The following is a 12,952-nucleotide window of genomic DNA, read 5'->3' as shown; positions in this document are numbered from 1 at the left end:
GGCCGGTGGCGGGCGACTTTCCCGATCATTTCTCGGCAGTGGCGACGGCGTATGCCCGCCACCGCCCGGACTACCCCGCCGAGCTGTTTGACTGGCTGGCCGCGCACACCCCGCGCCACGCGCGCGCCTGGGACTGCGCCAGCGGCAATGGTCAGGCCGCGCAGGGCCTGAAGCCTCACTTCCAGCACGTCGTGGCGACCGATGCCGCCCCGGCCCTGCTGGCCACCCTGCCGGTGGCCACCGGGATCGACCGCGTGGCCTGCGTCGCCGAGGCCTGCGCACTGGCCGATACCTCAGTGGATCTCGCCTGCGTCGCCCAGGCCGCGCACTGGTTTCGCCACGCCGAATTCCATCACGAGGTCGCACGCGTCCTGCGCCCGGGCGGCCTGCTGGCGATCTGGGGCTACGGCATCCTGCGCGCCGAGGACCCGGCGCTGGACCGCCTGCTGGCCGACTTCCACGACACCACCCTGGCGCCCTGGTGGCCGGAAGAGCGAAACCATATCCGCAGCCACTACCGCGACCTGCCGTTCCCCTGGCCGGAGATCGAGACGCCCGAGTTTCGTATCGACCGCGCATGGGACCGCGACACCCTGCTCGGCTATCTCGGCACCTGGTCCGCCATCCGCCGCGCGCAGGCCGCCGGGCAGGATCCGCTGGCCGCACTGGAGCCCGCCCTGCTCGCGCTGTGGCCGAACGCGGACATCACCGCCCGCGTGCACTGGCCGATCTTCCTGCGCGCCGGGCTGCGGCCGTGAGCGATCCAGCATGAGCCATTCACCGTGAGCAAGTCGCTGCAGGCCTTTCTGCAGGCCCGCCTCGACCGCGTGCGCACGCACGAACGCTGGCGCCGTCTGCGCACCCTGAACGGACCACAGCAGCCGGAGCAGGTCATCGACGGCCAGCCGGTTGTCGCCTTCTGCTCCAACGACTACCTGGGCCTGGCGGCCGATCCGGCCGTTACCGCCGCCGCCCGCGAGGCCCTCGACCGCTACGGGGTCGGGGCCGGGGCCGCCCATCTGATCAACGGCCACACCCGCGCCCATGTGGAGCTGGAACAGGCGCTGGCGCGCTTCACCGGGCGCGAGCGCGCGCTGCTGTTATCCACCGGCTACATGGCCAACCTGGCGCTGGTACAGACGCTGGCCGGCCGTCACGACACGGTATTCGAGGACCGCTGGAACCATGCCTCGCTGATCGATGCGGTACGCCTGGCGGGCGCGCGCAGCCAGCGCTATCGCCATGCCGATCCCGGGCACCTGCGCGAACGCCTGGAGCAGGCGCCCGATAGCGGTCACCGCCTGATCGTGACCGACGGGGTGTTCTCCATGGATGGCGACATCGCCCCGCTGCCGGAGCTGGCCGCGCTGGCGCGCGAGTTCGATGCCTGGCTGATGGTGGATGACGCCCACGGCCTGTCGGTGCTGGGCGCGACCGGCGGCGGCAGCTGCCAGCACCACGGCCTCGGCGCGGACGAGGTGCCGATCCTGATGGGCACGCTGGGCAAGGGCTTCGGCACCGCCGGGGCCTTCGTCGCCGGCTCCGAGGCCCTGATCGAGACCCTGATCCAGACCGCGCGCCCCTACATCTACACCACCGCGATGCCGGCCGCCCTCGCCGCCGCAACACTGGCCTCCGTGCACATCGCCGAGGCCGCCACGGATCGGCGTGCACACCTGCAGGGCCTGCTGCAGCGCCTGGGGGCGGGCCTGGACCGCCTCGGCCTGGAACACCCGCCCCCGTTGACCCCGATCCAGCCGGTCCACATCGGTGACGCCCGCTGCGCCAGCGCCGTGGCCGAGAGGCTGCTGGCCGCCGGCTTCCTGGTCCCGGCCATCCGCCCCCCCACGGTCCCCGACGGCCAGGCACGGCTGCGCATCACCCTGTCCGCCGCCCACACCGATGCCCAGGTGGATGCCCTGCTCCAGGCGCTGGAGCAGGCCCTCGAACAGGCGACTCCGTGAACCCGTGCACAGCCCGGCATTGACGCCCTTCACGTTTCCAAAAACCGCCATTCCCCGTTAAAGAACCGTTCAGCGGCCCCGCGCGAGGCTGGAGCCGAACACGGTCGACAGGAGACGGAGCATGGCACGGAAACGCAACCACTCCCGACGCGGTGTACCCGCTCATCTGAAGGCACTGGCGGCCGTCGTGCTGTTCGGGTTCGCTGCCGACACCCTGGCCTCCCCGCCGCCCTGGGCACCGGCCCACGGCTGGCGCGCGCAAAACGACCCGGGGTATGCCGGCTATCACGGCTACAGTTACGACCACTGGGAACACGACTACGGCGTGATGGACGGCCGCTGCAACCGCGACGCGATCGGCGCAGCGATTGGCGGCGGTGCCGGCGCGGTCATCGGCCACCAGGTCGGCGACGGCGATCCGGTGGCCGTCCTGATCGGCGCGGCCGGTGGGGCGGCCCTGGGCGGCATGATCGGGCGCCAGATGGATCGCTCCGATCAGGCCTGCATGGGCCATGCCCTGGAACTGGCCGAGCCCGGACAGCCCGTGTACTGGGACAACGCCCATGGCCAGCCGGTGCGCATGACCCCGGGGCGCGTGCGCGACAGCGGCTGCCGAGAGTTCGAGATGATGATCGACGGCGCGCGCCACACCGGAACGGCCTGCCCGGACGATCCCGGGCACTGGGAGATCCGCGGATAAACGACAAATGGCCCGGGGCCTTGAACGGCCCCGGGCACAATCGCCTATCCTGCAGGGCCAACCTGCCCTGACCCGGCCGGCCATGTCTTCCGTCCGGCTACCGAAGGGCCGCACAGCACGGAATGGCTCACTCCATGCCCCGGATCCTGCCCGCCAATACGCCCCCGTCCGCACCGGAACGCGTGATCGTTCTGGATGTGCTGCGCGGGGTCGCGATCCTCGGCATCCTGGTGATGAACATCCAGTCGTTCGGCCGCATCTCCAGCGAATACCTGAATCCGATGGCCCTGGGCCCCCTCCCGCTGGCGGACTGGATCGCCTGGATCGTGGTCCATGTACTGGCCGACGAGAAGTTCATCAGCATGCTGACCCTGCTGTTCGGTGCCGGGATCGTACTGATGGCCTCGGGTTCACGTCAGCCGTCGGACACCTTCGAACAGCGCTTTCGCCGCCGCATGGGATGGTTGTTCCTGATCGGGCTGGCCCACGGGCTGATCCTGTGGCCCGGCGACATCCTCGCGGCGTACGCGGTGTGCGGGCTGGTGGCCATGCATTTTCGCGACCACCCGCCGATGACGCTGCTGGGCCTCGGGGTCGCGCTGATCGGAGGACTGACCGCGCTCTGGCTCGTGCTGAGCGCGGTCCTGATCTTCCTCGTCCCTGAACACTGGCTACAGACGCTCAACGATCGCTACTGGCAGCCCGGCGCCGATGTCGTCAGCGACGAGCTCAATCGGATGTCCCTGCACTGGTTGGCGGCGACCGGCGAGCGGGCGACCGGCGCCCTGACCGCGCAACTGTGGATGTTCTTCTCCGAGCGCCTGTGGCAGATGCTCGCGATGATGTTCATCGGCATGGCCCTGATGCGGCTCGGCTTCCTCCACGGGAGCTGGTCACTGGCCGGCTACCGGCGCGTCGTGCTGGCCGGACTGGGCATCGGCATCCCGCTGGTGCTGGCGGGGTTGTGGTTCAACACAGCCGTGGAATGGGATCTGCGCTACTCGATGTTCCTGGGCCGCATCGCGAATCTGTGGGGCAGTGTCGCGATCGCCCTGGCCTGGGTGGCCCTGGTGATCCTGCTGGCCCACCCCGACGGGCGCCGGCGGATCCTGCCGGGCGTCATCCGCGCGCTGGAGGCGGTCGGCCGCCTCGCGCTGACCAACTACATCGGCCAGTCGATCCTCGCCGCGATGATCTTCTACGGGATCGGGCTGGGCCTGTTCTCGCAATTCGGCCACCTCGAACTGCTCGGCATCGTGCTGGCGATCTGGGCCGTGCAGGTCGCCTTCTCCCTGGTGTGGCAGCGCTACGTCGGCGCGGGCCCGATCGAGACCCTGTGGCGGCGCCTGGCGCACTAATTCACCCGAGTCTCCCGAACGCTACAGGAGCCCTCGTTCGGCCATGGATATCGGACTATCGGCGATCACCACGTGATCGAGTATCCGCACATCCACCAGCCCCAGGGCCTCGCTCAAGCGCCGGGTGATCGCGATATCCGAGCGTGAGGGCTCCGCCACCCCGGACGGGTGGTTGTGGGCCAGGATCACCGCGGCCGCGTTGTGGTGCAGCACGCGGCGCACGACCTCGCGCGGGTGCACGGCGGCGCCGTCAATCTTGCCGCGGAACAATTCCTCGAAGGCGATCACCCGGTGACGGTTGTCCAGGAACAGGACCGCGAAGACCTCGAATGGATAGTCGCGCAGACGCGCCGCGAGGAACTGGCGGGTGGCGGTCGGCGAGGTCAGCGCATCGCCACGCTCCAGATCGGCGGCCAGGTGCCGCCGCCCCATCTCGAGCACCGCCTGGAGCTGGGCGTACTTCGCATCGCCCAGCCCCGGCGCCGCGCAGAACCCCGACTGATCGGCCTGCAGTAGCGGCCGCAGTCCGCCGAAGCGGCTGAGCAGATCGCGCGCGACATCGACCGCACTCTTGCCGGCCACGCCGGTGCGCAGAAAGATCGCCAGCAGCTCCGCATCCGAAAGCGCGGCCGCGCCCCGCTCGATCAGCTTCTCCCGCGGGCGCTCGGCCGCGGGCCAGTCGGTAATCGCCATAGCCACCTCCCTGTGGTTCGGTCGTTTGGTTCTAGCCGCCTCGGTCATCCCGACTTTAGCGAAGAACCGTAGGATGCGCTGAGCAAAGCGAAACGCATCGATTCGGACACCAATGGCAAGCATGATGCGTTTCGCTGCCGCTCAACGCATCCTACGACCCTGCTGGTAGCCCTCGGTCAGTCCTCGAAGCGGGAGATGTCGCGCACCGCGCCGAACGCGGCGGAGGTCGTCATCAGGGCGTAGGCGCGCAGGGCCTGGGTGACCGGGCGGGTCCGCGAATCGGGCTTCCAGGCCTTCGCGCCGCGGGCCTCCATCGCCTCGCACCGCCCCAAAACTACGCTGCGGCGACCCCTCATATCCCCATCAGGCCTGACACAGGCCTAAAGAACCGCTGTTGGCGACCGTTAAGGCTGGGGCAGGGACGGATCTCGCGCTCCAGACATCCAAGGGCTGGACGTGCACGACTGAGGAGAATTCCATGGACGCCCTCTTCCACCCAGCCACCTGGCTGATGAATCGCTTCCGGTATCCGATCAAGTTCGGGCTGATCTTCGTCGTCGTCTTGTTGCCACTGCTGATGCTCAGCGGCATCACCCTGGTCAACCTGAACGACAACATCCGATTCGTAAGCAACGAACGCCAGGGGTTGGCTTATATCGAGGCCGCGCGCGAACCAGTGGAATATATTCAGCAGCACCGCGGCATGATGGCGGCCCTGCTGGGCGGTGATGACGGCGCGCGTGCCCGGCTACGCGAGATCGGTCACCAGGTCGACCAGGCGCTGGAGGATCTTGCAGCCGTCGACCGGGACCTTGGCGCTACCCTGGGAACTCGGAGCCAGTTCGATCGCATTGGCCAGACCTGGGAAGGTCTCCAGGCGGACGGAGACTCGATGACACCCTCGGAGAGCCTGCAACGCCATACCGATCTGATCGCCGACCTGCTCGACCTGATCGGCAATGTCGCCGATGCCTCCGAGATCACCCTGGATCCATACCTCGACAGCTATTACCTCGGCGATGCCCTTGTGAACCGCCTGCCGAACCTGACCGAGACCATGGGACAGGCCCGGGCGGTAGGCTCCGGCGCCGCAGCGGCAGGCGAACTGGATGGGGATACCCGCGTCCGGCTTGCGGTGCTGTCCGCCAACATGGATTCCATCACTGGAGACCTCGAGTCGGGCCTGGAGGCCGCGTTCTCGGCCAACCCGGAACTTGCAGACCGACTCCGCGAGCATGTCGAGCGCAACGAAGCTGCGGTTGAAGAATTCTCCCTCATCGTGCAGGAGGAACTGCTGAACACCGACACGATCGAAATTGCCGCCAGCGAGGTGTTCGACGCCGCCACGCGCTCCATTGACACTACCTTTGCGCTTTACGACGCGACCGTCCCTGAACTGGACGCCATTTTCGCCGACCGGATTCGCAGCGACACGCTTGTGCGCAACCTGGCGATCGCCGTTGTTGTGGGCGTACTCCTGCTGCTCGCGTATCTCTTCGTCGGGCTGTATCGCTCGATCAAGGACAGCGTAGAACAGTTCAATGACGCAACCCAGCGCATGGCGGGCGGGGATCTCACGACCCGGGTCGCCATCCAGACCCAGGACGAGATGCACGATGTCGGGGAACGCTTTAACAGCATGGCGACGCAGTTCGAGGGTCTGATCCAGCAGATCATCGGCGCCACCGCGCAGCTCGCCTCGGCCTCCGAAGAGCTGGCTACCGTGTCGCGGGACAGCGCCTCCAGCGTGGAACGCCAACGTCAGGAAACCGATCAGGTCGCCACCGCGATGAACGAGATGACGGCCACCGTGCAGGATGTCGCCGGCAATGCGGCCAGTGCCGCCGACACCACCCGCAACACCGACCGCGAGGCGAACAACGGCCTGGAGGTGGTCGCTGCAAACTCGAAATCCATCGCCCAACTGGCCCGCGAGCTCGAAAACGCCGCCGAGGTAATCAAGCGGGTTTCATCGGACAGCGAGACGATCGGCAGCGTGCTCGACGTGATCAAGGGCATCGCGGAGCAGACCAACCTGCTGGCCCTGAATGCCGCCATCGAGGCAGCGCGGGCTGGAGAGAGCGGGCGCGGCTTCGCGGTGGTCGCAGACGAAGTTCGCACCCTGGCCTCGCGCACCCAGGACTCGACCCAGGAGATCGAAGAGATGATCGAGCGCCTGCAAAGCGGCGCCCGCGAGGCGGTCAAGGTGATGGATCACAGTCGCGAACAGGCCCAGACCGGTGTCGACCAGGCCGACCAGGCCGCGAAGGCACTGCAGGCGATCACACAAGCGGTAGGCAACATCAGCGAGATGAACACCCAGATCGCCTCGGCCGCTGAACAACAAAGCGCCACGACCGAGGAGATGAACCGGAGCATCGTCAGCATCCGCGAAATCGCGGAGCAGACGGCCAGCGGTTCTGAACAGACGACCTCGGCCAGCGACGAACTGGCACGGCTGGCCGCAGACCTTCAGGCCCAGACCAGCTCGTTCACCATCTCGCAACGCGGATAACACCCCCGACGCTTGGGCAGGCCTGGATCGTCAGGTGGCGCCCCATGCACAGACGAGGTCCAACCCGAGTCACCGCCGGACGGTGCCCGGGATGCCTCGCGCCGTGTGACTACCCCTCCTCGAAGCGGGAGATGTCGCGCACCGCACCGAAGGCGGCGGAGGTCGTCATCAGGGCGTAGGCGCGCAGGGCCTGGGTGACCGGGCGTTCGCGCGACTCGGGCTTCCAGGCCTTCGCGCCGCGGGCCTCCATCGCCTCGCGACGGGCCGCCAGGGTGGCGTCGTCGACGTCGATGCGGATCTCGCGCCCGGGGATATCGATCACGATGGTGTCACCCTCCTCGATCAGACCAATCGCACCGCCCTGCGCGGCCTCCGGCGAGACATGGCCGATGGACAGCCCGGAGGTACCCCCGGAGAAGCGCCCGTCGGTGATCAGCGCGCATTCCTTGCCCAGCCCCTTGGACTTCAGATACGAGGTCGGGTAGAGCATCTCCTGCATGCCGGGGCCGCCCTTCGGACCCTCGTAGCGGATGATCACGACGTCACCCGCCTGGATGCGGTCACCGAGGATCGCCTCGACGGCCGCGTCCTGGCTCTCGAACACCCGCGCGGGGCCGGAGAACTTCAGGATGCTCTCGTCGACGCCCGCGGTCTTCACGATGCAGCCGTCCGGGGCCATGTTGCCGTAGAGCACGGCCAGGCCGCCGTCCTGCGAGTAGGCATGTTCGATGTCGCGGATGCAGCCGTTCTCGCGGTCGATGTCCAGGCTGTCCCAGGTCTTGTCCTGGCTGAACGCGACCTGGGTGGGCACGCCGCCCGGCGCGGCCTTGTACAGGGTCTCGGAGGCGGCGGCGTGGCGCATCACGTCCCACTGCTCCAGCGCCTGGCCCATGGTGTCGGCGTGGACCGTCGGGATATCACGATGGATCAGCCCACCACGGTCCAGCTCGGCGAGGATGCCGACCACGCCACCGGCGCGGTGCACGTCTTCCATGTGATAGAGCTGGGTGGCCGGGGCCACCTTGCACAGGTTCGGGACCTTGCGCGACAGACGGTCGATGTCCGCCATGGTGAAGTCCACCTCGCCCTCGCGCGCGGCCGCCAGCAGATGCAGCACGGTGTTGGTGGAGCCGCCCATCGCGATATCCAGACTCATCGCGTTCTCGAAGGCCTCGAAGGTAGCGATCGAACGCGGCAGCACGGATTCGTCGTCCTGCTCGTAGTAGCGCTTCGCGAGCTCGACCACGCGCCGACCGGCCTGTTCGAACAGCGACTTGCGCCCGGCATGGGTGGCCAGCAGCGAGCCGTTGCCCGGCAGCGACAGGCCCAGGGCCTCGGTCAGGCAGTTCATCGAATTGGCGGTGAACATGCCGGAGCAGGAGCCGCAGGTCGGGCAGGCGGAGCGCTCAATGGCCTCCACTTCCTCGTCGCTGGCGCTCGAGTCCGCGGCCTTGACCATCGCGTCCACCAGATCCAGGTGGATCACGTTGTCGCTGCCCGGCGCCTGCACCTTGCCGGCCTCCATCGGGCCGCCAGAGACGAACACCACCGGGATGTTCAGGCGCATCGCGGCCATCAGCATCCCCGGGGTGATCTTGTCGCAGTTGGAGATACACACCAGCGCATCCGCACAGTGGGCATTGACCATGTACTCGACGGAGTCAGCGATGATCTCGCGCGAGGGCAGCGAATAGAGCATCCCGCCGTGGCCCATCGCGATACCGTCATCCACCGCGATGGTGTTGAACTCCTTGGCGACACCACCGGCCTTCTCCACCTCGCCGGCGACCAGCTGGCCCAGATCCTTCAGGTGCACGTGCCCGGGCACGAACTGGGTGAAGGAGTTGGCAATGGCGATGATCGGCTTGCCGAAGTCGCCATCCTTCATGCCGGTGGCGCGCCACAGGGCGCGGGCGCCGGCCATGTTGCGGCCGTGGGTGGTGGTGCGGGAACGATAGGCGGGCATGGTCGGATCTCGTGAACGTTTATGCAGATGCGGAATCGTACATAATGAGTCGTGCAAACCCCAGTTTCCGGAGGAACCGTTAATGAAAATCGAGGTCGAGAACATCAAGTGCGGTGGCTGCGCCAGCTCCATCCGCAAGGGCCTGATGCAGGTCGAAGGCGTCACTGAAGCCGAGGTCGACGTGGAAGGCGGCGCCGTGGAAGTCCAGGCCCCGGATAGCGCCCGCGAAGCGGTCGCGGCGAAGCTGGCCAGCATGGGCTACCCCGAGGTGGGCTCGGTCTCCGGCCTGCGTTCCGCCAGCGCCAAGGCCAAGTCCTTCGCCAGCTGCGCCGTGGGGCGCATGAGCGGCGACTAGCCGGCAACGGACGACATGCGTGCAGTCTCGCGTATCGCGCCCGCCCTCGTGGCGGGCGCGGCTTTGCTGGGAGTCCTGCTGCTGTGGGGCGCGACCCAGGCCGAGTCCGGCCTGCCCGTCACCGAGCTCCAGGTGGGCGAACGCACGCTTAGCGTGGAGATCGCCGCCGACGAGCCCGCCCGCCGGAAGGGCCTGATGCACCGCGAGGAACTGGCCGACGACCAGGGGATGCTGTTCGTCTGGGAGCACCCGGCGCGCTACGCGATGTGGATGCGCAACACCTACATCCCGCTGGACGTCGCGTTTATCGACACCGATTACCGAATCACCAACATCGAGACCATGGAGCCACAGACCACCACCCTGCACGAAGCCAAACGCGACGTGCTCTATGCGCTGGAGGTCAACGCAGGCTGGTTCGAGGAAAACGACATCAGCGCCGGCGACCGGATCGACGACCTCCCGCACGCGCTGGGCAAGAAATAGCCCAGATCTCGCACTGATGCGCCCGCTGCGCGCTTTCCCTACACTGTCCGACAAGCCCATCCGCGCGCGGACACGCCCGTGAACCCTCCCGCCACCGCCAGTGCCACGCCCGGCGCGCCCAGCGAAACCCGGGCCGCCCCGCACCCCTCGGAACTCGACTGGTTCCGCGGGGCGGTGCCGTATATCGCCGCGCACCGGGGCCGGACGATGGTCATCGCGCTGGCCGGCGAGGCCGCGCTGGCACCGGAATTCCCGGAGCTGATGCGCGATATCGCCAAACTGCACGCGCTCGGTGTGCGGGTGGTGCTGGTCTATGGCGTGCGCCCCCAGATCGAGGCCCGACTGGCCGAGCGCGGCCTGACTCCGCAGTACGCGGAGGGCCTGCGGGTCACCGACGCGCCGGCGCTGGAGGCCGTGCTCGATGCGGTCGGCCGGCTGCGTCTGCAGATCGAGGGCCTGCTCTCGCGCAGTCTTGGCCAGCCGGGCACCGGCAATGCACGGCTGCGCGTGGCCAGCGGCAATTTCGTCACCGCGCGCCCCCTCGGCGTGCGCGGCGGCGTGGACTTCCACTACACCGGCGAGGTGCGCGGGGTCGACACCGAGGCCCTCCGCCACCTGCTGGACCGGGAACAGGTGGCGCTGGTCTCGCCGCTGGGGTACTCGCCCACCGGCGAGGTGTTCAACCTCTCGGGCGAGGACGTGGCGACCCAGGTCGCGATCGCCCTGAACGCGGACAAGCTGATCTTCCTGACCGAGGCGGGGGTCCTGCGCGATCCTCAGAGCGGGGTCCTGGACCAGCTAACCGTGCCCGCCGCAGAACGGCTCCTGGCGGAGTCGGAGGATCTGCCGGAGGAACTGGCCAATCACCTCCAGAGCGCGATCGATGCCTGTCACCAGCGCGAGATGCGCGTCCACCTGGTGGATCGCCATGACGATGGCGGCCTGCTGATCGAGCTGTTCACCCGCCAGGGAATCGGCACGCTGGTCTCGCGCGAACCGCTGGAGCGGCTGCGCCAGGCGACGATCGACGATGTCGGCGGCATCCATGCCCTGCTGCAGCCGCTGGAGGCCGAGGGCATCCTGGTTCATCGCGCGCGCGAGCACCTGGAACTGGAGATCGAGCGCTTCCAGGTGCTGGATGCCGATGGCCTGATCATCGGCACGGCCGCGTTGTATCCGTTTGGCGAACAGGCGGCCGAGATCGCCTGCCTGGCCCTGCACAGCGACTATCGCGGAAGTGGCCGTGGTGACCGCCTGCTGGCGGCCATGGAGTCGCTGGCGCGCGAACAGGGCGCGCGGCAACTGTTCGTGCTGACGACCCGCACCGCACAGTGGTTCCAGGAACGCGGCTACACGCCCGGCCAGGTCAATGACCTCCCGTCGGAGCGGCAAGCGCACTACAACCAGGCGCGGAATTCCCGGGTCTACACGAAATCACTCCGGCCCTGACCCTTCCTCTGCCGTCCGACGGAGTACTCGCCCTCAGGGTCGGCGGCGAGTGACCTCCTCCTTCGATTCCCCCTGGGTCTCGGGCCGGCGATTGATCGGATAGCTGTCGGCGGGTCCGACGAAGGGCTGGATCAGCATGCGATCGAGCCGCTCCCAGGCGGGATCGCGGAACTGGTTCAACCCGATGGTCATCCCCTCGTGCCCGTCCTGTGGCTGCGCACGGTAGGTCCCCATGATCCGGTCCCAAAGCGACAGGTTGAAGCCGAAATTCGAGTTGGTCTCGTGCGGATACCAGGAGTGGTGAACCCGATGGAAGTCGGGCGTGACGACGAACCAGCGCAGCACCCGGTCCACCGGGGCCGGCATGCGCACGTTGGAGTGGTTGAACAGGGCCAGTGAGCTGAGGATGACCTCGAAGATCAGCACCGCCAGTGCCGGGGCTCCAATCGCCACCACCACCATGGCCTTGATACCGAACGACAGCAGGATTTCCAGCGGGTGGAAGCGCAGGCCGGTGGTCAGGTCGAAGTCGAGATCCGCATGGTGCATGCGGTGCAGCCGCCACAGCGACGGGATGGCATGAAACATCACGTGCTGGGCCCAGATCGCGAAATCGAGGACCACGACCGCAATCAGCACGACCAGCCAGAAGGGCAGGTCCAGCACCTGCAACAGTCCCCAGCCCTGGGTCTCGACGAACAGACCCAGGCCCACCAGCCCCGCCGGGAACAGGAGGCGGGTCAGCAGCGTGCCGGTAATCACCACGCCCCAGTTGTTCGACCAGCGATAGGCCTTGCCCACCGACAGGGGGCGCCGTGGCCCCAGGATCTCCCAGGTCGCCATGATCGCCAGAACGGACAGCAGGATGCCGATTCGAATAATCGGCTCCTGCGCCAGAAACCAGTCCGCCATGCGTGTGCCCTGCGTGTAGTTGCAGGCGCGGTCGCGCCCCTACCTACTGACCGAAGCGCGCCTCGTTGCGTTCATGGGCCTCCTGGGCCGCCACGCTCAGAGTCGCGATCGGACGAGCCTCCAGGCGAGCGATACCGATCGGCTCGCCGGTCTCCTCGCAGTAGCCGTACTCGCCCAGGTCGATCCGCGCCAGCGCCGCATCGATCTTGTTCAGCAGCTTGCGGTAGCGATCCCGCGTGCGCAGCTCCAGCCCGGCGTCGGCCTCGTGGGTCGCGCGGTCGTTGGGGTCCGGTTCCTGCCAGCTCTCGGTGCGCAGGTGTTCGAGCGTCTGCTCGGACTCCTCGATCAGCTCCGCACGCCAGGCCTCGAGCTTGGCGCGAAAGTAGTCCAGCTGACGCGGATTCATGTAGGGTTCGTCCTCGGACGGACGATACCCGGACTCCAGGATGGTTTCGGCTTCTTGGCTCATATCGGCCCCTCGCCGGACCGTCTTCCGACCCCATGTCGGAACGGACCCGGCACGACGACAGGTACACCCGATCCAGTATAGGGCA

The 12,952-nt window shown here is 67.7% G+C and carries 13 protein-coding genes; 8 read left to right on the top strand and 5 right to left on the bottom strand.

The window, feature by feature from the left end:
* Positions 1-5: 5 nt before the first annotated feature.
* The 4 genes from C995_RS0108955 (at position 6) to C995_RS0108940 (ending at position 4,022) form a co-directional block, all read left to right on the top strand.
* Positions 6-758, top strand: a complete 753-nt coding sequence (locus tag C995_RS0108955) for a class I SAM-dependent methyltransferase (RefSeq protein WP_018864613.1) — start codon at positions 6-8, stop codon at positions 756-758.
* Between the two features lie 24 nt (positions 759-782).
* Positions 783-1,964, top strand: a complete 1,182-nt coding sequence (gene bioF, locus C995_RS0108950) for an 8-amino-7-oxononanoate synthase (protein WP_018864612.1) — start codon at positions 783-785, stop codon at positions 1,962-1,964.
* A gap of 121 nt (positions 1,965-2,085) precedes the next feature.
* Positions 2,086-2,664, top strand: coding sequence for a glycine zipper domain-containing protein (locus C995_RS0108945; protein ID WP_018864611.1), 579 nt, complete (start codon positions 2,086-2,088; stop codon positions 2,662-2,664).
* A gap of 134 nt (positions 2,665-2,798) precedes the next feature.
* Positions 2,799-4,022 carry a DUF418 domain-containing protein gene (locus C995_RS0108940; RefSeq protein ID WP_018864610.1) on the top strand — a complete coding sequence of 408 codons (1,224 nt, stop codon included), beginning with the start codon at positions 2,799-2,801 and terminating at the stop codon, positions 4,020-4,022.
* A 21-nt stretch (positions 4,023-4,043) separates the two neighbouring features.
* Here the strand turns inward: C995_RS0108940 and radC are convergent, their stop codons facing one another.
* Both radC and C995_RS14240 read right to left on the bottom strand, forming a co-directional pair.
* On the bottom strand, positions 4,044-4,715 hold the full coding sequence (gene radC / locus C995_RS0108935; RefSeq protein WP_018864609.1) for a DNA repair protein RadC: 672 nt from the start codon (positions 4,713-4,715) through the stop codon (positions 4,044-4,046).
* A 176-nt stretch (positions 4,716-4,891) separates the two neighbouring features.
* A complete protein-coding gene (locus C995_RS14240) occupies positions 4,892-5,029 on the bottom strand; it encodes a hypothetical protein (protein ID WP_018864608.1) in 138 nt (45 codons plus the stop codon).
* A gap of 164 nt (positions 5,030-5,193) precedes the next feature.
* Between C995_RS14240 and C995_RS0108925 the strand changes: the two genes are divergently transcribed.
* A complete protein-coding gene (locus C995_RS0108925; RefSeq protein ID WP_018864607.1) occupies positions 5,194-7,230 on the top strand; it encodes a methyl-accepting chemotaxis protein in 2,037 nt (678 codons plus the stop codon).
* Between the two features lie 109 nt (positions 7,231-7,339).
* Here the strand turns inward: C995_RS0108925 and ilvD are convergent, their stop codons facing one another.
* Positions 7,340-9,196, bottom strand: coding sequence for a dihydroxy-acid dehydratase (gene ilvD, locus C995_RS0108920; protein WP_018864606.1), 1,857 nt, complete (start codon positions 9,194-9,196; stop codon positions 7,340-7,342).
* Between the two features lie 82 nt (positions 9,197-9,278).
* On the opposite strand from ilvD, the gene C995_RS0108915 reads away from it, so the two are divergent.
* The 3 genes from C995_RS0108915 to argA all read left to right on the top strand — a co-directional run bounded on the left by C995_RS0108915 (position 9,279) and on the right by argA (position 11,486).
* Positions 9,279-9,551, top strand: coding sequence for a heavy-metal-associated domain-containing protein (locus C995_RS0108915; RefSeq protein ID WP_018174900.1), 273 nt, complete (start codon positions 9,279-9,281; stop codon positions 9,549-9,551).
* Between the two features lie 15 nt (positions 9,552-9,566).
* Positions 9,567-10,037 (top strand): DUF192 domain-containing protein, encoded by a 471-nt coding sequence (locus C995_RS0108910; protein WP_018864605.1) that lies wholly within the window; start codon positions 9,567-9,569, stop codon positions 10,035-10,037.
* Between the two features lie 78 nt (positions 10,038-10,115).
* On the top strand, positions 10,116-11,486 hold the full coding sequence (gene argA, locus C995_RS0108905) for an amino-acid N-acetyltransferase (RefSeq protein ID WP_081618888.1): 1,371 nt from the start codon (positions 10,116-10,118) through the stop codon (positions 11,484-11,486).
* A gap of 33 nt (positions 11,487-11,519) precedes the next feature.
* Here the strand turns inward: argA and C995_RS0108900 are convergent, their stop codons facing one another.
* The gene (locus tag C995_RS0108900) at positions 11,520-12,398 is read right to left on the bottom strand and encodes a sterol desaturase family protein (protein WP_018864603.1); all 879 of its coding nucleotides are present in this window, start codon (positions 12,396-12,398) and stop codon (positions 11,520-11,522) included.
* A gap of 43 nt (positions 12,399-12,441) precedes the next feature.
* Positions 12,442-12,867, bottom strand: a complete 426-nt coding sequence (gene dksA / locus C995_RS0108895; protein WP_012983659.1) for an RNA polymerase-binding protein DksA — start codon at positions 12,865-12,867, stop codon at positions 12,442-12,444.
* Between the last annotated feature and the right edge of the window lie 85 nt (positions 12,868-12,952).

This window comes from Thioalkalivibrio sp. ARh3 (assembly GCF_000377265.1).
In the GTDB taxonomy this organism is placed as follows: domain Bacteria; phylum Pseudomonadota; class Gammaproteobacteria; order Ectothiorhodospirales; family Ectothiorhodospiraceae; genus Thioalkalivibrio; species Thioalkalivibrio thiocyanoxidans.
This window is presented reverse-complemented; position numbering and strand designations above follow the sequence as displayed.

Bases quoted from the DNA above. Each gene is read 5' to 3' on its own strand.
- C995_RS0108945 (WP_018864611.1), top strand. From the start codon at position 2,086: ATGGCACGGAAACGCAACCACTCCCGACGCGGTGTACCCGCTCATCTG.
- C995_RS0108940 (WP_018864610.1), top strand. From the start codon at position 2,799: ATGCCCCGGATCCTGCCCGCCAATACGCCCCCGTCCGCACCGGAACGC.
- radC (WP_018864609.1), bottom strand. From the start codon at position 4,715: ATGGCGATTACCGACTGGCCCGCGGCCGAGCGCCCGCGGGAGAAGCTG.
- C995_RS14240 (WP_018864608.1), bottom strand. From the start codon at position 5,029: ATGGAGGCCCGCGGCGCGAAGGCCTGGAAGCCCGATTCGCGGACCCGC.
- C995_RS0108925 (WP_018864607.1), top strand. From the start codon at position 5,194: ATGGACGCCCTCTTCCACCCAGCCACCTGGCTGATGAATCGCTTCCGG.
- ilvD (WP_018864606.1), bottom strand. From the start codon at position 9,196: ATGCCCGCCTATCGTTCCCGCACCACCACCCACGGCCGCAACATGGCC.
- C995_RS0108915 (WP_018174900.1), top strand. From the start codon at position 9,279: ATGAAAATCGAGGTCGAGAACATCAAGTGCGGTGGCTGCGCCAGCTCC.
- C995_RS0108910 (WP_018864605.1), top strand. From the start codon at position 9,567: ATGCGTGCAGTCTCGCGTATCGCGCCCGCCCTCGTGGCGGGCGCGGCT.
- C995_RS0108900 (WP_018864603.1), bottom strand. From the start codon at position 12,398: ATGGCGGACTGGTTTCTGGCGCAGGAGCCGATTATTCGAATCGGCATC.
- dksA (WP_012983659.1), bottom strand. From the start codon at position 12,867: ATGAGCCAAGAAGCCGAAACCATCCTGGAGTCCGGGTATCGTCCGTCC.